Here is a 23647-nt window from a genome sequence, read left to right as displayed (position 1 = left end):
ACTTGGAATTAATCCTGGAATATAAAGAAAAAGGCTTTGAAATTGATCGAATTGAAAAGCGAACCGTTCAATTTAGCTTCGGACCAGTGGTCTTAAAAAGACGACGAATGCGCAAAAAAGGCGAGAAAAAGTATTGTCCCTTTGGATATAGTCATCGGTTTGGAAAAACATAAACGATATTCACCGTTGATGGAAATGGAAGCCGTAAGTTTGGCATCGGACTCTGTTTATCGAAAGGCTTCGGATGCGATTGAATTATTAACTCCACTGTCTATCAGTCATGGAGCGATCCATTCGATGACTCAAAGGCTGGGAGAAACTATTCAAAACTACACAGACGAAGCACCGCTTCACGATGAAACACCGATCAAGGACAAGAAAAAAATTCCGGTATTATTTATTGAAGGTGATGGTTTATTACTTAAAGGTTCGAAAGAAAAACGCCCTGAGTTGCATCGTGTACAGATCCATGAAGGGGTCGTTGTGAATCGAAAGCGACCGGAATTAAAGAACTCCTTACTTTTTGAAAGTACCGAATCCAGCCGAAAGGCTTTTGAACGTGCGGGAAAATGGCTAGAGAAAGAATATGATTTGAGAAACACAATCGTTATTTCAAATAGTGATGACGGGAGTGGTTACGAAAGGGATAAGTTTGATGCAATTATCGGTCAAACACAACGACATGAACACTTTCGAGACGTTTACCACGTGAACAGAAAGATTAAAGAGCGACTCAGTTTTGATAAGAAGATGGCGAATTTAATGATTCGGGCGGTTCGTTTGTACGATCAAGATCAAGTTAACGTCATTTTACATACGACTTTATCAAGAATAGACGACAATGAAAAAGAAGCAGATTATATTGAAAATGTTTATAAACTTGAGAAGTATATTCAACGCAATTGGAGTAGTCTAAAACCGCTAATGATGAAGGATTTACCTGTTCAAAAAGGCTTAGGGGTTTGCGAAAGTAATCATCGTCCCTTTAGTTATCGTATGAAGCACCAAGGGCGTGGGTTCACTAAAAAAGGTGTCGGAAATTTGGCAGCTGTCATCTCTGCCCGTCGAAATGGGTCTTTTTTGAGTATCCTGACAACTGAACTACCGGCGTTTCAAGAGGAAGTAACTGATTAATTCAAATCTGCTGTACGTAACGCCTTGAAAAAAGGTAAAGTTCAGCCGTCGCAAGGGGCAGTGTCAGGAAGAATCGCCAACTATGGCTCCACTTCAAGTCCTATGGGACGATTAGCAAGTATGTTTAGATGATGAGTCTTCCCCCTGTATTCATTCGCTCTCTGAGCGAATGAATACAGGGGGAAGAAAAAAGCATTCGAATTGAATAAGGTTTTATTTTTTTAAAATAAGTTTCCGAGGAAATATTGACACATACAAAAAACAATCAATGTTAGACATTAAATTATTCTTATGCTAAAGTTAATTTACTTACAAGAAGGAAAGGTCTGATTTTATGGGTTTAGATGATTTTTATAAACTAAATGATGGCAATGAAATTCCAGTGATTGGTTTTGGAACTTGGCAGATGCCAAATGATGACCATACAGCAGAAATTGTAGAGTATGCGATTAAAAATGGCTACCGTCATATTGATACGGCTGCTGCCTATAAAAATGAAGAGAGTGTAGGTAAAGGGATTAAGACTAGTGGAATTGCTCGTGAAGATCTTTTTGTCACGACGAAACTCGGAAATGATGCGCATAGTTATGATTTAGCTAAGAAGGCCATCGATGATTCGCTTGAACGTTTGGGATTGGATTATATTGATTTATATCTTGTTCATTGGCCGAATCCTCTTAAATTCCGAGACCATTGGCAAGAAGCTAATGCAGAAACTTGGCGTGCAATGGAAGAAGCTCAAGCGGAAGGAAAAATAAAGAGTCTGGGTGTATCGAACTTTATGGCTAGACATTTGGATGCTTTGCTTGAGACGGCAAAAGTTATTCCTACTGTTAACCAAATTTTACTGAATCCAAGTGAGATGCAACCTGAAACTGTTGCAGCGAATATGGAACATGGTATTTTATCAGAAGCTTATAGTCCACTTGGTACAGGGAAGATATTTGAGATTGAAGAATTAAATGAAATTGCTGAAAAATATGGTAAAACTCCTGCACAAATTGTTTTGCGTTGGAGTCTGCAACATGATTTCTTACCGCTACCTAAGACATCTACTTTTGAACGAGTAAAAGAAAATGTGGATATTTTCGATTTTGAGTTATCGGATGAAGATATGAAGAAGATTAACCAATTTGAAGGAAAAGCTGGACGAATGGATAATCCAGATGAGAAGGATTTTTAGAAAAAATAAAAATGAATAAATTAAAAAACGAAGTAGTACTATGAAGTGGTCTGTTTACTAAACAGAGGGCGTTTCATAAAGCTATTTCGTTTTTTTGCTTGTGAAGATTACACTCACAAGCTGAAAAATTCTAATATTTTCTCAACGATTTTCTCCCTATAGTATTAAAATTATCATAGTATATTCATAAAAGCCCCTACAATCGAAATACTTGTTGAGTTTACCAACTTATACAAGTATAATAACAAAAAGAACATTAATATACACAAATACATACATAATTAAAATGTATGAAAGAGTGTTTTGCAAATTGTTGTTCATAAATTCACATACAGATGAAAGGTTGAGTTTAAGAACTTGATCTTTTTTCGTGTAGTTTTAGTGAAGGGATTTTTTATTCGTCTAGTATTTTTGGAGGGAAATGAAAATCATTATAAAAATTTAAGGAGGGTATGAATGAACAAAGATTATAAGTTTTGTCCCAACTGTGGAGAACAATTGATGACAGAAGATAACTTTTGTCAAAAGTGTGGGTTTAATTTCGAGGCGAGAGAAGTTTCTGGGAATGCTGAATATGCAGCAGAAACAAAAGATCAGAATAGAAAACATAAACAACTAGGGTTTATTGGTGGAGTTATTCTTCTTTTACTAGTGGTTGTTTATTTTTTTATGAATAAAATGTCAGTCTCTGTAGCTGGTACATATGTACCAAGTAATCTTTCTTCAGAAGAGAAGGGGCTGCTTGAAATTTCTAGAAATGGGAAGACAAAACTAACTGCTGGCGATTTTGAAGAATCGATCGAACTTATTTTTTATATTGAACCTTTTGGCAGTGATACGTATAGATTAGATACGGAAAAAGATTTAGAGATTAGATATGCAGCCCCCATTGATGCGACGGAATTCGATTATGTCGTAGAATCTACAGGAGAAGACTTTGAACAATATGGATTAACGGTAGATTACGAAAATGGTATGGGAATTTTGTCGGGGAGTCTGACTAGTGAAGAAATATATGCACTAGATCTATTTTCACCAGATGAATTTGAACTTAACGAATTTAATGGAAACCTTTATCTGGATGATGAGTTATTAATTAAGCAGTAATTTATTTGTTTAGAGTGTTGTATTATAAAAATTGAGTGATATATATGGAGGAGCGTAAATGAATTATTGTGAAAGTTGTGGAGCAAAATTACCGAAAGATAGTAAGTTTTGTGAAGAATGTGGCGCGAAAGTAGAACAGGGAGAAAAGAAAGAAAATAAAAGCCCAACGAACGAACAGCCTACAGAACGCAAACCTTTAACAAAAAAACAACGTCTCATTGGAATTAGTATTCTGGCTATTATTATATTTTTATTTGCTGGCTACCAAGTGGGATCTAGAGTATATAGTATGGAAAACCAAACGGGTCGTATTACCGAAGCATTAGCTTCTAAAGATCCTGAAAAAATTGCTAAAGTTGTGACGACCAATGATTCGAATTTTGAGGTGAATGCGAAAAATTTAGAAGGTTTTGCGGAATATTTGGATCAAAATCCGACTTACTTGAGTGATTTGATTAATGAATTGGAAGACAGAGGAACACATGGTGCGTTCTATATTCAAAAAAATGGAAACCGTTTATTCTTTTTTGATGGTTATGATTTAGTGATGGTGCCGGTCTACGGCGAAGTGTACACGGAGAGCAAGGATGTTTCGATTCGTTTAGGTGATGAAGAGTTATTTACTTCGGATAGTGAGAATTATACTCGTGAAGTCGGACCCTATGCACCTGGGGTTCTTACGTTTACGGCTGAAGGAACGGTGAATGGATTGCCGCTAACTGTGACTGAAGAAGTGACTTGGTTGAGTGATTCTTATAATGAAGTAGATTTAACTTTGACAGGAAGTTATTTTTCGGTTCAAAGTAACTTAGAATCAGGGAATGTTTATATTGATGGAGAAAAGATTGGGCAGTTAGAGGATGGATATGGCGAGTTTGGTCCGATACAAATTCAAGACGATATGAAGCTACATGTGGGTCAAACTTTTGACGATGAGGATATTATTTATGATCCGGTAGAATTGACGGAAGAGACGTCTTATTATGAATTTTATGATTTAGATTTAGTGACGGAATATGAGGCTGGAGAATTAATCAATGGGTTGTATAATGCTGCTTATTCGTTGACCAGTTACGATTCGCAAGAGAATGAAAAAGCATTCAATAATTATTTTGATCCAGAAGGTCCAGCGTATGACGATCAGAGATCTACTTATTTGTCTGCGATAGAGGCTGATCGTAACAACGAGGATCTTAGTTATGTCAGTTATGAAACAACGATTGATGAAATAAAGCGAACTGGAGCAGAAAAATTTGATGTGACGTATGAGTTAACTCAAAGAAAAAGTTTCACGTACGGTTCGGATAAAGAAGATGAGCTGAATCATTATTCCATAGAAGCTGCTGTGAGGTTCAAACCAACAGATCATCCAGATCGAGAGTATGATAGCTACATTTATGAAATTTACAATGAAGAGTTGCTGTATGAAGAAGGTGGAGAGAGTTCAGCTTCTGAAGACGATAGCGAAGATGGAGAAGTACAAGCTTCCCGTGCGGTGAAAAGTTTTGTTGAGAATTTACCGGATGCTGTTAATAATAATAATTTTTCATCCATCTCTAAGTATATTGATTCCTCTAGTGCTTTTTACGATGAGCAGTCAGCATTTGTAACAAACACGTATGAACGCGGGATAACAGAAACTTTAGATCATGTAGAAATTTTAGAAACGACTCTAGAGGATGGATCTGCTCAAGTTAAAACCTCTGAAGCCTTTACGATTGTCAATGAAGGTTCTGAAAAGGAAATGGAATATACAGCTGTTTACCAATTGAAAAAAGTCGATGGAGATTATTTAATCACCAGTTTATCCATCGATTAGATGAACAAGGTCCGATGCTTTATTCAAAACACGAAATAGATTAAATTGAATAGTAGGAGAGATGAAATGAATTATTGTACGTCTTGTGGAAGTGAATTGCTAGAAAATGCCGCTTTTTGTCCCAAGTGTGGGACAAAAGTTGGAAGTGTGAATGTCTCAGATACTCAATCAGTGGATCCTGTAGATGAAAATATAAAGAATGAACCGGTAACGGGTGAAGAAGTTGCAGAAAAATTAACCCATACCTTTTCGAATGCCAAAGAAACGGTACAAAGAAGCCCTTATTTTAATTACTTTGTAGAAACTCTTAAACGTCCAATGAGCTCCATTGGCTCGAACTCAACTTCGCATGGGTGGATTCAATTAGTGGTGTTTGCTGCTATGACAGCTTTGAGTGTTTATGCAGCGGTAAAAAGCACGATCCGTCTCGGATTTAATGAAATGGGAATTACTTCTTACTTTGGTGTGGAACTTAATATCCCAAATGCCATAAGAAATGAATTGGTTTCTAGGATGTTTTTAGCAAGTTTAGTGGTTTATCTTACGTTTATCGTTTCTGTATTTGTTCTTTTAAAAATAACTGCTAAATCAAAACGACCTTTTAATCAATTGGTTACAGAAATTGGAGGCTTGTTTACACCAAATATTCTTCTTTTATTTGTAGCTATTATATTAGCTTTTCTATTTGCATCTCCCGTAAGTATAGGAATAGCTTTCTTTCTGATTGCTTTATCTTTTCTACTTTGTTTTATGTCTTATAATTTTTATTTGTATAGTCGCGCAAGTGTAGAGGGTTTAGATAAGTTGTATGTTTTATTGATTAGTAATCTTTTTGTTCTTTTACTGCTTTTCCTTTTAGTTTACATACAGATCGAACCGGTGATTACATTAATTGATCAAATCAGTAATTATGGAGGTGGCTACGGATGGTAGAAGAAAAGCAAATGATGATATGTAATGAATGTGGTAACAAGCTTCGCAGTACCGCAAAGTTTTGTAAAAATTGTGGAACAAAGGTTGACCCAGAAAATGTGGTGATGGTTGAAGAAACAGAGATTGATCGTGTAAAGGAGATCGACCAAGGTGAAGAAGTCGTAGAAAACATTTCAACGGATGAAACGACGGCTGCATCCAGTATTGATTTAGATCGTATTGAGCATTATTTCTTTAGCTACTTAGATTTTTTGAAAGAAACCTTAATGAAACCTTCATCCGTTTTTGAGTTTGAAACTCATTCATGGGTGTTTGGAACAATCAGTCTAATTTTATTTTCATTATTTTACCCGTTCCCAGTGGATCAAGATTTTTGGCTAGCCTTTTTTGTTAATGTGATTCTTCAATTAGCTATTGTAAGTTTGTTATTTATGTTAAACAAATATTTTCTATCAGGCAAAGATACCTACTTAGAAGTCTTAAGCAAATATGGTGGACTAATGAATACTCAAGTTATTTTAAGCTTGGCACTAAGAATTATAGGGCTTGATTCCTTTCTAGGTGTTTTAATTTTTACTGTTACTTTAATTAATCAGTTGAATATATTTAATTTGTATATCTTCAATACTCAACCACAAAGCAACAAAAAATTGGACCGTTATTACCAAGTGTTAATTTCTTATGTAGCTCTCATTGTTGTAGTAAGTATCGTTTTCAGTATCTTTGGGAATAGCATTTAAGAGAAAATTGAGTTTGAACAAATTATAATATAACAATGTGTCATCATAAATGAAGGAGCACTAGCCTTGTTAAAACAGGGGTAGTGCTTTTTTGTTTTTAAGTAATTTTTGTCAGTAATTTATTCAGTACCAATTTCGTATATGTAATTATTTAATACGCACTAATTTAATATCCTATTGAAATAAACTTACGAATCAATGTGTCTATATGCTCTTTACTACATCTTTCAAAAGAAGCATAAGGATAACAAAACAGAAATTTGTACGAGTTTCTTCGGTTTCTTCAATGAATTATGTTAAGAGTTCTAAATCGAGAAATTCATCCCTATTGTCTACAATAATTATTTTGAACGATTAAGAAAAATCTTCAACACTAATTTTTTTAGGAAATTCAGTATTCTATGAACTTCTTTCTTTCTTGATTCAATAGTATCTATTTCTTATTGGCAATATAAATTTTTTTCTAAACATTAGCTTTTGATTCACTTTTCATGTTCTATATGTTTCTCTTTTACTTTGTGATTAATATTGGTAAAATAATTTACCCCTTAAGAAATCCTTCTGTATTTTTTGATTTTATTATTTTAATTATACAGAAAATTTTCAGGGGATTTTTTTTATTGGATTATCACTTAACTGTAAAGTTTACTGCATAAACAGTAATATAAAGTAATGTTGAAAAGTCCATCGACTTAATTTATTTCACATGAATAAAAATAATTAAGGTTTTTGTCAGTAGCAATATCAATTATGATGTAAGTGTATTCAGGAGGTATGAGAATGAAACCCAATCATATAAAGTTAATAAAAATTATAACTGAAAAAAATATAATGTCATACAATGAAATTATAGATTTAATTGGTTGGTCAAGATACAGAATAAATAAATATATTAATGAAATAAATGATTTTTTCGAAAAGATGGACTATAACCTCGAAATAGTTATTCATCCAAGAATGGGAATCTCATTAGAAGGAGAAATCACTGAAAAAGATAAAATTATAAGCTCAATGGAATATATTGAAAATACAAATAATGATAGAAGAATCATCCAAACCTTATCTGCATTGTTAGATGCTAAAGGATGGCTAACTATTCAAAAGCTAGCAGATGATTTATTTGTTAGTAAATCGACATTTGAAAATATATTAAAAGAAGTTAGAAATCTACTAGAAAATTATGGATTAGAAATAGAGGGTTCAAAAAAAGGTATTAAGCTAGATGCGACTGAAGAAAATAAAAGAAAGTTAATAGCAAAAATTATTAGTACCTACAAGAATAAGCTTGTTGCATACAGTAATCCTAAAGAGGAATTAGAGATTTCTATAAAAATGTCCGATGATATCAAGCAATTTATTAACTACGATATTATTAACCAAGTAGCAGATGTATTGATAAAATTCTCAAAAATGACTAATTTATATTTAACTGAATATGAATTTAATACCTTAGCAATTCATATAGCTATTTCATTAGAGCGAATTGATAAAGAATTCGTAGTAGAAGGTGCAAAGGATAATTCAGAACTTGAATTAAATACTTTGACACTTATAAAAGAACTGGAAGATAAGTTTGATGTTAATTTACCTAAATATGAGAAAGAATATATGAATGTTCATATTAATTCAATTCAATCAAACACCTATAACAGAAGTGATTATGCAGATGAATTAAAAATTACTGATAATGATTTAAAATTTAAAAATTTAGATGAAATCCTAGAAGAAGCTCTTAGTGGTCTTAATCCTGATCAAGAATTAATGAATGGATTATCTTTACATTTAAAAAGTGCTGTTAATAGATTAAGTAATAATATCAGTATAGCGAATCCATATCTAGATGAAATCAAAACAAATTTTATTCAAGCTTTTGAGTATAGTAAAAGAATTATTTTTCATATAGAAAAAAAATATAATATAAAATTTGATGAAGATGAGATTGCTTATGTATCTATGCATATACAATCATTTCTAGAAAGAGAAAAAACCATAACAAAAACAGATTTATTATTAGTTTGTGGAAGTGGTTATGGAACAGCTAAACTTTTAGAGCAAAGGATATTGAGTGTATTTAAAAATAGAGTTAATATAATCGATCGTATTGGCATAAATAAATTAAGCGAAATTTCAAAAAATAATGAGTTGATTATTACTACTGTTCCAATAGAAGCTAATATTCAAAACAGTGTGTATGTTAGCCCACTATTAAATGAGAAGGATATTTTGAGAATTGAAAAAAAATTATCTTCTAAAACTACAAAAAATAATAGTTTCATTAATTTGTTATCTAAGAATTTTTTCAAGATAGATAGTAACAACTTAACTCAGACAGAGATTATTAAATATATGGCAGGTGAATTGACGAGTAAAGATATTGTTACTTCAGAAGTTTATGAACGGATCATGGAAAGAGAAAAACTTTCAACTACTGCAATAAGGAATTTTGCCATGCCCCACGCGGAAATACCGAATAGCGACGAACCTATAATATACGTTTATATTAATAAAAATGGTATTCAATGGGGAAAAGATAAAGTTTCAATCGTATTTTTATTTTTGTTGAATGAAAGTGTAAAAGATGAATTAAATAATATATATAGTTTTTTTTACGATTTAATTTCTTCAGAAGTTATTTTACATAGCTTAATAAATGTTGATAGCTATGAAGAGTTTATTCATATATTAAAGAAAGAGGTCAAAAAATGACAGACAATGGACTGACAATAAAAAAAGAAAATATAATTTTTGATTTAGATTTAAGAAATATAGAGGATGTTATCAGTGAATTATCAAACAAATTGTATACCAGTGGTTACATCGATAACAAAAAGGAATTTATAAAAGCAGTTAAAGAGAGAGAGAATGAAATTCCAACAAGTATTGGAAATGAAATTGCAATCCCGCATGGTAAAAGCAATAGCGTTACTCAATCTACAGTGGCTTTATGTGTTTTAAAAGAAAAGATTAAGTGGGGAGAGAAAACTGAGGATGAGGTGAAATATATATTTTTATTAGCAATAAAGGATGTAGACAAAGGCGAAAAACACTTAAGAATGTTGGCTAACTTATCAAGTAAATTAATGGACAAAGAATTTGTAAGGAAATTCAAAAATGCTAAAACAAAAAATGAATTATTTAAAATTATAAATAATATTTAGGAGGAAAGATTATGAAAATTGTAGGAGTTAGTGCTTGTATAGCTGGATTAGCACATACTTATATGGCTAAATCTAGTTTAGATGAATATGCAGAAGCAGCAGGACATGATATCAAGATTGAACTACAGGGTGCAATGGGTATTGAAAATCGATTGACTCAGGAAGAAATTGATGAGGCTGATATAGTTATTTTTGCTGTAGATACTAATGTAACAAATCGTGATAGATTTGAGGGGAAAGTTATTCTAGAAGTCCCCACACAAAAAGCAATGCGAGAGGGGCAAGAAGTTATTAAAGAAGCAGAAAACATGGTGAAAGAAGAGGGGTCTATAAATGAATAAGAATAATAAAAATATAGGAAAAGAAATAATGAAACATTTTCAAGGAGGAGTGTCGTATATTATTCCTCTAGTAACGGCATCAGGACTTCTTACGTCAATTGCAGTTATTTTTGGAGGTCAAGATGTTTGGGATCAAACTGAAACAATTTGGGGTGTAATTCGCTTTATTGGACAGTCGGGTCTTAATTTCATTGTACCAATGATTTCAGCGTATATAGCATATTCTATAGCCGATCGACCAGGATTAGCTCCAGGTTTTATTACTGGGTTGGTTGCAAATGAGATGGGTACAGGGTTCTTAGGTGGGATGATTACCGGGTTAGCTGTAGGTTATTTAGTTGAGTGGTTAAAGAAAATGCCTATGTCACCAAAGGTTCAATCTTTGAAATCAATTATTCTCATCCCATTCATTGCAACTACAGTAATTGGGTTAGGAATGTGGTACATCATAGGACCTCCGATAACCGCTTTAACTATAGGAATTTCAGGATGGTTAGAAAGCTTATCAGGCACAAATGCAGTTCTATTATCTGCACTTCTCGGAGGTATGATGGCATTAGATATGGGTGGACCTATCAATAAAATTGCTTATGCATTTGGAACAGCTGCTTTTGCTGAAGGCAGTTATATTGCAAGTACAGCTATGTTGATAGGTATTGGATTGCCAAATTTCGGAATGTGGTTAGCAACTATATTAAACAAAAAATTATATTCTGAAGCAGAACAAGAAAATGGCAAGTCAGCATTGATTATGGGACTAGTAGGAATAACTGAAGGAACAATTCCATTTGCAGTTGCAGATCCAGGTAGAGTTATTCCAAGTATTGTTGTAGGTACAGCGGTAGGTGCTGGTGTAAACGGGTTCTTTGGATCAACACATGCTACAATGTTGTCTACATTTATGGCTATTCCATTTACTACAAATATTATAGGATATATTATTTCGGTCTTAATCGGTGGTTTAGTAACTGCATTAATGGTTAATTTCTTGAAATCAAAAAACAAAAAGACTGTTAAAGAAACACAATAAATTGGAGGAATTTAATTAATGGCAAAGAAGACAGTTCATTTAGTTCCACACACTCATTGGGATAGAGAATGGTACTTTAATACATCTCGTTCTACTATCTATTTGATTAAACAAGTTAAAGAAGTTCTAGAAATTTTGGAAGAAAACTCAGATTTTAGTTCATTTGTTTTAGATGCACAAACCTCATTAGTGGAAGATTACCTTGAGTATCATCCCGAAGATAAATCAAGAATTGAAAATCTTGTTAGAAACAAAAGGTTATTTATCGGACCTTGGTATACTCAAACAGACCAGCTAGTTATCTCTCAAGAATCAATAGTCAGAAATCTTCTCTATGGAATCAATAAAGCTGAAGAACTTGGCCATTCATTTAATGTGGGTTATGTACCAGATGCATTTGGCCAAGGTGGAAATATGCCACAAATTTATAAAAGTTTTGGAATTGATACTGCTATATTTTGGCGTGGAGTCGCTGATACGACCTTTGAAGATACTCAATTTATTTGGGAAGGTACAGATGGCAGTAAAGTATATTCAACTATCATGAGGAATGGCTATCATTTTGGTGGGGAATACGGAATTCCTGAGAATAATTCAAAAAAGAAAGATTATATTGATGATTTTATAGGGAAATTAGATAAAGAATCTAACACAAATCATGTTTACTTCCCTTATGGTCATGATCAAGCTCCTGTTAGGGAAAATCTCCCAGAATTAATTAGTGATTTTAATCGAATTGACTCCGAGAGAGAGTACAAATTAAACAATCCAGAAGATTATTTCTTGGAGATGCTTGAGAGCAGCAAAAATGAACTGAACATTTTTAAAGGAGAATTAACTCAAGCAAAGCATAGTAGAGTTCATAAAACTATATTTTCGACAAGAGCTGACATGAAACAGTTGAATAATGAGATTGAAAACTTCATAGTGAATGTACTTGAACCAATTTTAGTTGTGGCAGATAGTCTTGGATTAGAATATCCTCATACTATACTAGAAAAAATTTGGAAATTAATGTTTGAAAATGCCGCACATGATAGTATTGGTGGTTGTAACAGCGATTCTACAAATAGAGATATCTTATATCGCTATAAAGTTGCAGGAGATTTAGCAACTAATTTATTAGAAATAACCATGAGAACAATTTCTAACAAAATTAAATATGATAATAATTTAAATATTATTTCTTTTAATCCACTGCCATATAATTATGAAGGAGTAATAGAAGTTGAGGCCTATGTGCCTAATCTAGAATATGCATTGTATGATATAAACTCTGGGGAAGAGTATGAATATGTGATTGAAGAATCGCAAGAACTCACAGAGTACGTACTGAAACAAACAATAAAAATAGATTCAAGTAAAGACATATATATACCAGAGAAAGTTTATTTAATTAAAATGAAAGTCTATATGAAAGACCTAAAGGGATTAGGTTATAAATCATTATATATTGATTCCAATAAAAAGAATAGTCAATTAAATAAATACAAAATTGATGATAATCAGTTTATTGAAAACTCAAAATATTTAATTGAGTTAAATGACGATAATACAATTGATATTACAGATAAATCCTCTGATAGAATTTATAAAAATCAAATGGTGTTTATTAACTCAGGTGATGATGGAGATTCTTATAATTTTTCACCGCCACAAAAAGATATGCATGTAAAATCTATTAACGCAGAAAGAACAGAAATAAATGTTTATAAGAATCCTGTAAACGAAAAATTAATTTATTCGTTCGACATGCGAGTTCCTTATGATTTAGATGAGAGAGCAAACAATAGTGCATCAAAAAATCTCCCCGTTACTGTAACTATTGATTTAGAAAAAGAATCAGAAACTATTAATTTTAATGTTGAAATTGATAATAATATTCTAAGTCATAAATTATCAGTTCAATTTGATTCGGGAATCGCAAGTAAATTTTCTTTCGCTGATCATTTATTTGGTCCAATAAAAAGACCTACAAGATTAGATGAGATGGATATATGGGAAGAAGAAAATTGGGATGAAACACCTATTTCTATTGAGCCAATGCAAAGTTATGTAGCATTATCAGAAGAATCAGCTTTGTTTTCAGTATTAACTGAAGGTGTTCGTGAGTATGAAATTGTTGGCGAAGATTTTAGTACAATTCAACTTACATTGTTTAGAACATTTAGTCATATGGGAAGAGAAAATCTGCTTTATAGACCTGGAAGAGCTTCTGGAGAAACAATTGTTGAGACACCTGATGCACAGTTATTAGGAAAAATCGAATGTAGTTTTGCAGTTTACATTAATTCTTGTAAAGGTTTGAGAAATGTAAATCTCGCTAAAATTTCTAAAGAATATTTAACTATACTACCGAGTTACCAAAATTCTGATTTCCTAAATGGACGCATGATTTTTAGTCAAAAAAGAGAAGAAAAAGCATTGAAAGACAATTACAATTTATTGGAATTTGATTCAAAGAATATTGGGGTAAGTGCAATTAAAAAATCGGAAAATAATGAAAATTATTTAGTACGATTATATAATCCGTTTTTTGATAAAGAAGTGCGTATACCAAAAGAACTGAAAAATAACGAAACAGTAGAATTAGATGAACATACAAATTCTAAAATTAATAATAAGTTAAAACACAACCAGTTTTGTACAATTAAAATAGATAAATAATAATTTATTTGTTTTTAATAAAAAAGGTGCTATTGAGTAAAAATCAATAGCACCTTTTGAATTTCAAAAATTAATGTTCACTAATATGAACATCTAGAACAAATTTTGTTTGTTCGCTTTTGAAGGCTGATTTTGATAATTCAAAGGCTTTACCATTTTGGTCATAAGCGACTTGTTCAATGACAAAAATGGCTTCGTCTTCTTCAACTTCTAGTGCTTTGCTAATCTCTCTATCTGCTTTAGCGGCATAAATAATTCTTCGGGCATCTGTTAACTGAAGATTCATCTCTGTCCCCAAATAATCGTAAACGGATTTCATTAAAATGTCTTCGTTCAGTGGAGCGACCTCAACAGGCATAATAGAATGCTCAAAACTATGCACCTGGTTATTAATAATTCGTACTCTTTTATATTCATATACCGGAGAATGTTGATCAAGGAGTAATTCTTTTTGTTCCTTTTTATTTGGAAGTCGAGCATCGAAATGTAATATTTTACTTTTTATTTTTTGATCACGATGAGAATGTGTAACGCCTACTGGTAGATCTAAAGGTAACATTTCTTCAGAAGGAGTATCAATTCGATTGCGTACAAAAGTTCCAGATCCTTGTTTACTATAAATTAATCCTTCATTTTCTAATAAATTTAATGCTTTTTTTAACGTGATACGAGAAATATCATATTTTTCAGAAAAATATTCTTGAGTTGGTAACTGAGTGCCGGCACGATAGTGGTTAGTTAATATATTTCTTTTGATGTCTGAATAGACATCACGGTATTTTGACAAGTTGTATACCTCCTAATATTAAATAGTATATACTAATTATATATAAAATAGTAAAATTGTAAAGGGTAATTTAATTTTATGGTTTACAACTCTTCATTTTTCAGCTAATATAATCTTAGAAACGTTTCAAACAACTTAAAAAAGGAGCAAAAAAAATGAATTTTGATATGGAAAAGTTACAAGAGCCTTTGCTGAAGGTATCTGCATGGGTAGAGAGCAACGTCATTTTGCAAACGGTTAAAAATGCATTTATTCGTATTATTCCGTTTACAGTCGTAGGGTCTTTTTCAAACCTTATTCAAATGCAATTAAATGCGTTAATTGAAAATAGAGGAGTTACGAATGAACTTATTGTAAAACTAAGTCAATTATTTGGTTATTTAAATACGGCAACGCTAGGAATTGTTGGATTAATTGTTGTGTTTTCATCCGCTTATTCTCTAGCGATGGAGTTAAAGAAAGATAAAAAGAATGAAAACATGAATCCGATTATCGCAACTCTACTTGCCTTCTCATCTTATTTTATTATGGTACCTAATAATGTTAATTTTGATGACCCGGCTGCAGAAGTGATTGAAGGATTTTCAAACTCTTTCTTCAGTTTTGAAGGAATGTTTACTGGTTTAATTGTTGGGATGCTAGCGGTCTTTTTATTCTCACGCTTTACTCGTAGTAAATTGACGATTAAAATGCCTGGAAATGTGCCACCAAATGTTTTTGACTCATTCTTTTCATTAATTCCAATTACAGGGGTACTTTTATCATTTGGACTTGTTCGTATCCTTATTGAAACATTAGGTTATGCATCACTTCTACAATTGATTTCTGAAATCTTAATTGAACCATTGTTAACTGTAGGAACAGGGTTACCAGCTATTCTATTGGTTATTCTTATTCAACAAATTTTATGGTTTGTTGGTTTGCATGGATTTAATATTGTGTGGGGAGTTGTTTCTTCATTTTGGTTACCACTTTATTTAGAAATTGGTGCTCGCTTTGCGGAAACTCAAAGTTTTGAAGGAATTCCTATTGCACCAAACACTATGACAAACGTTTATGCAATGATTGGTGGATCAGGAGCAACATTTGGTTTAATTTTAGCGATGTTAATTTTTGCAAAAAAAGGACAAACGGAGTATGAATTAGCAAAACTTTCATTTGTGCCAGGATTATTTGGAATTAATGAGCCAGTAATCTTCGGTTTACCAATCGTACTAAATCCAGTCATGTTCATTCCATGGATTTTAGTTCCAATGTTAAACGCAATTGTCGCTTATGTTGTCACAAAAATCGGTTGGGTCGTTCCTCTTGTGGTATTGAATGCAGGAAATGAACCAATCTTTGTAAGTACTTGGATTACAGGTGCATTCCACTTAAGTCCAGTTGTATTAACACTTGTTTTAGTCATTATCGATACAATCATTTACGCACCATTTGTTATTATTAATCAGAGAAATGCTGAGAAAGATGTTGCATAATTAAGGAAAAATTAATTACTATCGAAGATATAAGGAGTGTAGTTGTGAAACAAATACATGTTGTTGCCCATACACATTGGGATTTTGAGTGGTATTTTACGCGTCAAGAAGCGAAAGTTCAATTTGCTTTTCATATGGATGAGGTCTTTGCCGCTTTGGAAAGTAATGATTTAAACTATTACGTATTAGACGGCCAGATGTCAATTTTAGAGGATTACCTTACTTTATTTCCCGAAAAAGAAGCACTGGTCCGGAAGTTTGTGACACAAAAAAGACTGTTTATTGGGCCATGGTATACGCAGGTGGATGAGATGGTGACAAGTGGAGAATCGATTATCCGAAATCTCCGTTTTGGGATGGATTCAGCTCATCAATTAGGTGGAGTGATGGATATTGGTTATCTACCTGATACCTTTGGTCAATCTCAAGATATGCCAAAGATTTATAAAGGACTTGGCATTGAAAAAGCGATATTCTGGCGCGGAATTCCAACAGAAATAGATGCCCGTTATTTTTATTGGACGTCTAATGATGGATCAAAAGTTTTAACCGCGAATATTCATGACGGTTATGTAGCGGGTTCTGAATTAATTGATGAAGATAACTTTATGGATCTAGTGAAGAAAACTGAAAAGAATTCGAACCTTGAACACACTGTTTTACCAACCGGTGGCGATCAAAGACCGGTTGACTTTAATCTAAAAGAAAGAATTGCGCTAGCGAATCAAGCACAAGATCGTGCGGAGTTTGTTGAAAGCAACTATGAAAACTTCTTTACGGAAATAAAAGATGAAGAGTTGCCTACCTTTTCTGGTGAGTTTGTTGAACCTTCTGTTTCAAAAATACACCGAGGAATTTACTCTTCACGTGCGGATTTAAAATTATTATACGACCAATTGGAACGTATGATGACTTATCAAGTGGAACCTTTACATGCTGTTGCTAATGAAAAGGGATTAGAAACGAAAGAAGGATTAATCGATGAAGTCTGGGAAATTATTGCATTAGGTCAAGCCCACGATAGTTCTGGAGCTTGTAACAGTGACAAAACAAATGCAGATATTCGTCAACGGGGAATTAATGCTTTGCAACAAGCTGAATCTTTACGCAATTACCTTTTAAGAAAAATGAGCATTTCAGTGGCTGAAGATAGAGCGGACGATTTATTTATGTGGAATCCACTACCGTTTGCTGTAGATGAAATTCGTGAATTTGAACTTACGACCAAAGAAGTAAGCTTTGAATTACGTGATGATGAGAATAAACCAGTAAACTTTGACATTTTGGAACAAAAAGAAAAAAATGCTGCGGTATTGCGCCGTAATGAAGAAGAGATGACAAAGGAACATTATTATGTAACGACGATTGCTTGTCCAGTGAATATTCCAGCGATGGATTGGGTTCAGTATCAGGTTGTTGAATGTGATGAAGCTGTGGAAATCGATCGTAGAGAAGATCGTCAGATTGAAAATGATTTATTTGCGATTTCTATGGAAGATAGTGGACTTGCTTTATACGACAAAAAGAAAGATAAAACTTATGAAAGCTTCTTAACTGTTGAAGATGGTGGAGATGAAGGAGATAACTATGACTTTTCACCGGCTTATCATGATTGGATTTTAGATTTAAACTTTACGGATGCGGCAGTTGAAGCTGTTCGAGGAGAATTAATTAGTTCATTTCATCTAAAAGGTCAGTGGGATTTACCTTACGATTTAGAAGCGAGAAAAGAAAAATTATTAAATACAGAAATTCCTTATGAATTAACTTTAGAGCTAGTCAAAGATAAACCAGGAATCAAAATTTCATTAAAAGTGGATAATCAAGCAAAAGACCACCGCTTGCGTTTAGTATTTAATACAGATGTAAAAGCCGATTATTCTTATGCAGATACTCCTTTTGGGGTAATCGATCGTCCTGTGGAAGAGGAAAAATTAGCGACTTGGAAAGAAATTGGCTATAAAGAAGAGCCGACCAGTTTACGTCCTATGATTCATTTTGCAAATACGCACTCGAATGAAACAAGCTGGACGTTCCTAGGTAAGGGAGCTAAAGTCTTCCAATTGATTGGTGAAGATTTCGACCGAATGGCTGTAACTATCTTACGTGGTGTTGGATATTTAGGCCGCCCAGATATGCTTCGTCGTCCTGGAGATGCCTCTGGTTTACAGACGCGCTATGTTGAAACACCAGATAGTCAATTAATGGGTGAGTATACATTTGAAGGAACCTTGTTAGTGGAAGATGAATTTGATCCAAATCGTATTCAACGCAAATATGTCTTAACCACTCAGGATCAATTGTTCTATCAAAACCAAGACTTAAATGAATTTACGACAGCGATCCAATATTTTAAAGTCAACAAGTTACCACAAAAAATTGAACATTCTGCTTTAATCGAAGTAGAAGATCTACAGGTTACATTTAGTAGTCTACAAACAAAAGTGGATGGATCAGGTTATGAATTACGTTTCTATAATGCAACAGATTCAGTCATTGAAAATCCTGGAAAATTAAAATTAGAGCGAGATAGTAATCTGATGTTGTTAAATCTTCGTGGTGAGCTAGGCGAAACTTTAGCGAATAACATTAAAGAATATGCCTTAGAACCCTTTAATCCTGGTGAAATCCGAACTTACGGAATATTTCCAAATAAAAAAGCTTAAGGAAGAGATAGATGATTAATCAAGAACAATTAATAAAAGATATAACAAATTATGCGGAGACGATAAGTTTACCTACAGAAAAAGCAACAAAACTATTTCGCAATTCGCTGGTCGATACGATTACAAATACGGTTTCTGTTCAAGAAGATGGTAAAATATTTGTGTCAACTGGAGATATTCCAGCTATGTGGTTACGTGATTCTAGCTTTCAAGTTCTCCCTTATTTAGAAATTGCAGAAGATGTACCGGCAGTGAAAGACTTGATCCATGGGGTAATTAAACAGCAATTAGCTTATATCCAGCATGATCCTTATTCCAACTCTTTCAATAAAACAGCTACGGGTGCACATTATAACAGTGGGGATGAGACGGATATTCCGGTTTCTGATTTAGTTTGGGAACGTAAATTTGAGATTGATTCGTTATGTACCCCTTTGCATCTTGCTTACAATTTATATGAGAAAACAGGTTATGATGCACACTTAGATGAGGAATTCTGGGAAACAGTTGATTTAATTATAAATACCTTCGTTACAGAACAACATCACATGGAATCCCCTTATTATTTCAATCGACCAGACTGTGTCTCGCAAGACACCTTGTCGGATGGAGGCCGAGGCGCTCCGGTTGGTTATACGGGAATGGTTTGGAGTGCCTTCCGTCCAAGTGATGATGCTTGTGTGTACGGTTATTTTGTTCCAGGAAACCTATTTATAGTCGCTTCATTAAGACAGTTATTGCCAATTGTTCCTGACACACATGTAGAATTAAAAGAGCGGATGGAAACTCTCATTTCAGAGATTGAAAAAGGCGTTAAAGAATACGGTACAATGACGGTTGAAGAGACGGGCGAAGAAATATATGCCTATGAAGTAGATGGTTTGGGCAACCAATTATTTATGGATGATGCGAATGTTCCAAGTTTGCTTTCATTGCCTTTCTTAAATTACTGTGAACCGAGTGATCCGTTATATCTAACGACAAGAAAATATGTTTTAAGTGAGTACAATAAGTACTATTATTCAGGTAAATATTTAGCAGGTGTGGGCAGTCCGCACACGCCACCTGAACATGTTTGGCCAATTGCTATTGCCATGGAAGGTCTAACAACAAATGATGTAGAAGTGACGAAAGAAAAAATGGATAAAATTGTGGCAACCGATGCAGATACTTTGCAATGTCATGAAGGTGTTCATGTAGACGATCCTTCTCAATACACAAGAGAGTGGTTCTCTTGGTCAAATATGACATTTTGTCAATTAGTTTTTCATTATTTTGATCAAAGTAAATAATCGTAAATTTAAGCAGTAATAGATTGAAGGAGAGATTAGAAAAATGTTGAAATTTCCACAAGGCTTTTTATGGGGAAGTTCGACCTCAGCTCCTCAAAGTGAAGGTCGCGTAGAAGGTGACGGCAAAGGCGAAAACATTTGGGATTATTGGTATGAGATTGAACCCGAAAAATTTCATAATGAAATAGGCCCTGAAAAGACATCCGGTTTTTATAAAAATTATAAAGAAGATATTGAGCTGTTGGAGCAGACAGGACATAATGTATTCCGTACCTCCATTCAATGGGCTCGCTTATTTCCAAAAGGCACAGGGGATATTAATCCAGACGGAGTCGCGTTTTACGAAGATGTTTTTAAACGTGTTAAAGAAAAAGGAATCGAATTGATCGTAAATCTGTATCATTTTGATATGCCGCTAGAACTCCAAAAAATGGGTGGCTGGGAGTCAAAAGAGACGGTTTACGCTTATGAGAATTATGCGCGTACTTGTTTTGAGTTGTTTGGTGAGTATGTGGATTCGTGGGTGACGTTTAATGAGCCGATTGTTCATGTGGAGTGTGGGTATCTTTACCAATTTCATTATCCGATGAAGGTAGATGCAAAGGCAGCTGCTCAGGTGGCTTATTATACACAGTTGGCGAGTTCGATGGCGGTGAAAGCTTGTCATGAAGTGGATGCGAATTATCGCATTAGTATTATTTTAAATCTGACACCGGCTTATCCACGTAGTGAGCATCCAGCTGATCAGAAGGCGGCTCGTGTGGCTGAGTTGTTTCAGGCGAAGAGCTTTTTAGATCCTTCTGTAAAAGGTGAATATCCTGAAGAGTTAGTTTCGATTCTGAAGGAACACGACTTATTGCCTGAATATACGGAAGAAGAGTTGGCGATTATTCGTGAAAATACGGTTGATTTTTTAGGTGTAAATTATTATCAGCCTTTACGTGTAAAAGCCCCACAGTATCAATGGAATCCGGAAAGTCCATTTTTACCTGAGTATTATTATGAACCACATGATATGCCAGGTAAGAAAATGAACCCTTATCGTGGATGGGAAATTTACGAAAAAGGTGTTTATGACTTGGCTATGACCATTAAAGAAGATTATGGAAATATTGAATGGATTTTAACTGAAAATGGAATGGGTGTTGAAGGGGAAGCGCAGTATCGGGAAGATGGAATGATTCAAGATGATTATCGAATTGAATATATTCAAGGTCATCTCCGAGAATTACATCGAGCGATTGAAGATGGCGCGAACTGTCATGGTTACCTCTTATGGACATTTATCGACTGCTGGTCTTGGTTGAATGCTTATAAAAATCGATACGGCTTAGTTGAATTAGATTTAGAAACTGAAAAACGAACCATCAAGAAATCCGGACATTGGTTTAAAGAGTTGAGTGAAAATAACGGTTTTTAATTAGAAAGATAGAGAACGCGAAGTAGGACGAGAGCTGCCTCGCGTTTTTCTGATTCTATTGGACGTTTATTCCGATTTTTGTCTAATGGCCAGTGCTATTAGATATTTATTCGAATCTCATCTACTTTTCTATAAAAGCTATGTTTTTTTCGATTGTGGATAAAGAAGTGAAGAGATATTTAACTCATGATTTGGTGAATGGAAATCCGAGTTTAGGAAGAACTGAGTAGATAAGTTGACTAAGTACAATAAAAACAAAAGATAATTAAATTTATATATTGTGTAGAATTGTAAGCGTTTTACTGATATAATTTGTTTATGAACAACGATACCAAGATTTCCTTGCAGTTCAATTTGTCAATAACTAATGTTGACGGTATGTTATGCGTCCTAATGAGTCCTATGATATCTCGCCTTGTATCGAGCCATTGATACGTGCATGAATATCTATAGTATAGGTACTTACTAAAGCAGGGGCAATTTACAAACTAACTTAATATAGTTTGCTAAGTAAAGTTGAAGCACTAAACAAGGCTGTTTAATTTCTAAAAATCTATAATTATTACGCAGGGGTGGGTCTTATGACCTAAATAATTATAGGGGGGTATACTGCTATGGAATTTAAAGAAAAATTCAAGCAAAAAATTGTTCAGATTAAACAGTGGTTAGATAGTCTAGAAGCTAAAGCTGATAATTACATTTGGTTACAATTTATATTAATAATTGTACGTTTATGTGATTTTATTAAAGTGATCAGCATAATAGCTCTTGTTATAAAGTGTTTTTTAAGACTGTCATATATTTTATTACCATATCTAATTGAATTCATCGAATTCATAGAAACCTTGGCTTCTACTTTTTCTTATAAAAGAAGGAGTTTTTTTATGGATTTTACTCAATCAGTGCTTTATGGGGTGTCAAATAAAAAATATCTGTCAGAATTGTTGCATCTTGAGTTGAAAACTTTAAAAAATGTAGATAAGTATTATACTGTTTATCCCTTCGAGAAAAAAACTAATGGTAAAACACGAGAACTATATAATCCTTCAAATGAGCATAAAAGAGCATTAAAAAGGATGACAGGAATGCTAAATAAAATAAAATTTCCTAGTTATCTTTGTGGAGGCATACAAAATGTAAGCTATGTTGATAATGCTAGTCGTCACTTAAATAAAGATTACATGTTATTACTTGATATTGCTAATTTTTTTCCTAGTACGAGAGATTCTTACATTTATGACTTCTTTTATAATTCTATGTCTCAACCATCAGATATTGCAAAAATACTAGTTAATTTAGTAACAGCAAAAGTTAATAATCATCGACATTTACCTCAAGGATATTCGACTAGTCCAGTATTAAGTTTTCTTTCATATCATAGAATGTATCAAGAGTTATATGAATATTCTTTACATAATTGTTTTACTTTTTCAGCTTATTACGATGATTTCACTTTTTCATCTAATAATTTTATTCATCCTAATCGACGTCGAGATATAATAAAAATTATTGAGAAATATGATTTTAAAGTTAATTCAAAGAAAACTAAATTAGTAATTGGAAACCATGTGTCAAGTCCATAATCTTGTGTAAAATAGTAGACAATGTGATTAACGCTGGTTGTTCAATAATCTAACAAAGTAATGAGCCTTGATAATGAGCTTCGGTCTGCTAGTCTTGTGACAGGCTGGCCTGATCGGCCGCACAGACAAAAAGGCAGACCGAAGGAGGCTCGTTGTCAAGGCCTCATGGGATTAATCTTCCAATGAAATATATTTTCTATTAGACCCTACCCATTCCTCATGTTTATCCATTAAAACAGCACCAATCAAACGATTGGCAGAGTCTTGGTTAGGAAAAATACGAATGATATTTTCACGGCGTCGCACTTC

The 23647-nt window shown here is 33.5% G+C and carries 19 protein-coding genes; 17 read left to right on the top strand and 2 right to left on the bottom strand.

Annotated features, from left to right (window positions below; all coding sequences use genetic code 11):
- Positions 1-2 precede the first annotated feature (2 nt).
- The 12 genes from BUB96_RS10415 (at position 3) to mngB (ending at position 14112) form a co-directional block, all read left to right on the top strand.
- Positions 3-173 (top strand): hypothetical protein, encoded by a 171-nt coding sequence (locus tag BUB96_RS10415; RefSeq protein WP_159431729.1) that lies wholly within the window; start codon positions 3-5, stop codon positions 171-173.
- Positions 160-1134 carry an ISLre2 family transposase gene (locus tag BUB96_RS06525; protein ID WP_234945816.1) on the top strand — a complete coding sequence of 325 codons (975 nt, stop codon included), beginning with the start codon at positions 160-162 and terminating at the stop codon, positions 1132-1134. The genes BUB96_RS10415 and BUB96_RS06525 overlap by 14 nt, the downstream gene beginning before the upstream one ends.
- Positions 1135-1468: 334 nt before the next feature.
- Positions 1469-2317, top strand: a complete 849-nt coding sequence (locus tag BUB96_RS06520) for an aldo/keto reductase (protein ID WP_073298020.1) — start codon at positions 1469-1471, stop codon at positions 2315-2317.
- A gap of 456 nt (positions 2318-2773) precedes the next feature.
- Complete coding sequence (locus BUB96_RS06515) at positions 2774-3424, top strand: zinc ribbon domain-containing protein (RefSeq protein ID WP_073298017.1); 651 nt, start codon at positions 2774-2776, stop codon at positions 3422-3424.
- Positions 3425-3482: 58 nt separating this feature from the next.
- Positions 3483-5243 carry a zinc ribbon domain-containing protein gene (locus tag BUB96_RS06510; RefSeq protein WP_073298014.1) on the top strand — a complete coding sequence of 587 codons (1761 nt, stop codon included), beginning with the start codon at positions 3483-3485 and terminating at the stop codon, positions 5241-5243.
- 66 nt (positions 5244-5309) lie between these two features.
- The gene (locus BUB96_RS06505; RefSeq protein WP_073298012.1) at positions 5310-6176 is read left to right on the top strand and encodes a zinc ribbon domain-containing protein; all 867 of its coding nucleotides are present in this window, start codon (positions 5310-5312) and stop codon (positions 6174-6176) included.
- Positions 6170-6916 carry a zinc ribbon domain-containing protein gene (locus BUB96_RS06500; protein WP_073298010.1) on the top strand — a complete coding sequence of 249 codons (747 nt, stop codon included), beginning with the start codon at positions 6170-6172 and terminating at the stop codon, positions 6914-6916. The genes BUB96_RS06505 and BUB96_RS06500 overlap by 7 nt, the downstream gene beginning before the upstream one ends.
- A 780-nt stretch (positions 6917-7696) precedes the next feature.
- Entirely contained in the window at positions 7697-9622 is a 1926-nt protein-coding gene (locus BUB96_RS06495; RefSeq protein WP_073298008.1) for a BglG family transcription antiterminator, read from the top strand.
- Positions 9619-10074, top strand: coding sequence for a PTS sugar transporter subunit IIA (locus tag BUB96_RS06490; protein ID WP_073298005.1), 456 nt, complete (start codon positions 9619-9621; stop codon positions 10072-10074). Before BUB96_RS06495 ends, BUB96_RS06490 begins: the two co-directional genes overlap by 4 nt.
- An 11-nt stretch (positions 10075-10085) precedes the next feature.
- Entirely contained in the window at positions 10086-10415 is a 330-nt protein-coding gene (locus BUB96_RS06485; protein WP_073298003.1) for a PTS fructose transporter subunit IIB, read from the top strand.
- A complete protein-coding gene (locus BUB96_RS06480) occupies positions 10408-11445 on the top strand; it encodes a PTS fructose transporter subunit IIC (RefSeq protein WP_073298001.1) in 1038 nt (345 codons plus the stop codon). Before BUB96_RS06485 ends, BUB96_RS06480 begins: the two co-directional genes overlap by 8 nt.
- 18 nt (positions 11446-11463) lie before the next feature.
- Positions 11464-14112: a mannosylglycerate hydrolase gene (mngB, locus tag BUB96_RS06475; protein ID WP_073298000.1), complete on the top strand. Its 2649-nt coding sequence runs from the start codon at positions 11464-11466 to the stop codon at positions 14110-14112.
- A 70-nt stretch (positions 14113-14182) separates the two neighbouring features.
- Here mngB and BUB96_RS06470 read toward each other — a convergent pair whose 3' ends face one another.
- Positions 14183-14899 carry a GntR family transcriptional regulator gene (locus BUB96_RS06470; protein ID WP_073297998.1) on the bottom strand — a complete coding sequence of 239 codons (717 nt, stop codon included), beginning with the start codon at positions 14897-14899 and terminating at the stop codon, positions 14183-14185.
- A gap of 155 nt (positions 14900-15054) precedes the next feature.
- On the opposite strand from BUB96_RS06470, the gene BUB96_RS06465 reads away from it, so the two are divergent.
- From BUB96_RS06465 to BUB96_RS06445, 5 genes are all read left to right on the top strand, one after another.
- Entirely contained in the window at positions 15055-16377 is a 1323-nt protein-coding gene (locus tag BUB96_RS06465) for a PTS sugar transporter subunit IIC (protein ID WP_073297996.1), read from the top strand.
- A 44-nt stretch (positions 16378-16421) separates the two neighbouring features.
- Positions 16422-19043, top strand: a complete 2622-nt coding sequence (locus BUB96_RS06460; protein WP_073297993.1) for a glycoside hydrolase family 38 N-terminal domain-containing protein — start codon at positions 16422-16424, stop codon at positions 19041-19043.
- Between the two features lie 11 nt (positions 19044-19054).
- Positions 19055-20335 carry a glycoside hydrolase family 125 protein gene (locus BUB96_RS06455; RefSeq protein ID WP_073297991.1) on the top strand — a complete coding sequence of 427 codons (1281 nt, stop codon included), beginning with the start codon at positions 19055-19057 and terminating at the stop codon, positions 20333-20335.
- A gap of 43 nt (positions 20336-20378) precedes the next feature.
- A complete protein-coding gene (locus BUB96_RS06450; RefSeq protein ID WP_073297989.1) occupies positions 20379-21755 on the top strand; it encodes a glycoside hydrolase family 1 protein in 1377 nt (458 codons plus the stop codon).
- 614 nt (positions 21756-22369) lie between these two features.
- On the top strand, positions 22370-23338 hold the full coding sequence (locus BUB96_RS06445; RefSeq protein WP_073297986.1) for a reverse transcriptase family protein: 969 nt from the start codon (positions 22370-22372) through the stop codon (positions 23336-23338).
- A 171-nt stretch (positions 23339-23509) separates the two neighbouring features.
- On the opposite strand, the gene BUB96_RS06440 is transcribed toward BUB96_RS06445, so the two are convergent.
- Positions 23510-23647 (bottom strand): transposase (locus BUB96_RS06440; protein ID WP_200789062.1); only part of this gene is annotated, 138 nt, incomplete at its 5' end.

Origin of the sequence: Atopostipes suicloacalis DSM 15692, assembly GCF_900129085.1 — a bacterium.
Lineage (GTDB): Bacteria > Bacillota > Bacilli > Lactobacillales > Carnobacteriaceae_A > Atopostipes > Atopostipes suicloacalis.
The sequence above is the reverse complement of the archived record's forward strand: the minus strand, read 5'-3'. Positions and strand labels throughout refer to the sequence as shown.

Bases quoted from the DNA above. Each gene is read 5' to 3' on its own strand.
- mngB (WP_073298000.1), top strand. From the start codon at position 11,464: ATGGCAAAGAAGACAGTTCATTTAGTTCCACACACTCATTGGGATAGA.
- BUB96_RS06465 (WP_073297996.1), top strand. From the start codon at position 15,055: ATGAATTTTGATATGGAAAAGTTACAAGAGCCTTTGCTGAAGGTATCT.
- BUB96_RS06495 (WP_073298008.1), top strand. From the start codon at position 7,697: ATGAAACCCAATCATATAAAGTTAATAAAAATTATAACTGAAAAAAAT.
- BUB96_RS06450 (WP_073297989.1), top strand. From the start codon at position 20,379: ATGTTGAAATTTCCACAAGGCTTTTTATGGGGAAGTTCGACCTCAGCT.
- BUB96_RS06510 (WP_073298014.1), top strand. From the start codon at position 3,483: ATGAATTATTGTGAAAGTTGTGGAGCAAAATTACCGAAAGATAGTAAG.
- BUB96_RS06500 (WP_073298010.1), top strand. From the start codon at position 6,170: ATGGTAGAAGAAAAGCAAATGATGATATGTAATGAATGTGGTAACAAG.
- BUB96_RS06485 (WP_073298003.1), top strand. From the start codon at position 10,086: ATGAAAATTGTAGGAGTTAGTGCTTGTATAGCTGGATTAGCACATACT.
- BUB96_RS06520 (WP_073298020.1), top strand. From the start codon at position 1,469: ATGGGTTTAGATGATTTTTATAAACTAAATGATGGCAATGAAATTCCA.
- BUB96_RS06505 (WP_073298012.1), top strand. From the start codon at position 5,310: ATGAATTATTGTACGTCTTGTGGAAGTGAATTGCTAGAAAATGCCGCT.
- BUB96_RS06490 (WP_073298005.1), top strand. From the start codon at position 9,619: ATGACAGACAATGGACTGACAATAAAAAAAGAAAATATAATTTTTGAT.
- BUB96_RS06455 (WP_073297991.1), top strand. From the start codon at position 19,055: ATGATTAATCAAGAACAATTAATAAAAGATATAACAAATTATGCGGAG.
- BUB96_RS06445 (WP_073297986.1), top strand. From the start codon at position 22,370: ATGGAATTTAAAGAAAAATTCAAGCAAAAAATTGTTCAGATTAAACAG.
- BUB96_RS06480 (WP_073298001.1), top strand. From the start codon at position 10,408: ATGAATAAGAATAATAAAAATATAGGAAAAGAAATAATGAAACATTTT.
- BUB96_RS06515 (WP_073298017.1), top strand. From the start codon at position 2,774: ATGAACAAAGATTATAAGTTTTGTCCCAACTGTGGAGAACAATTGATG.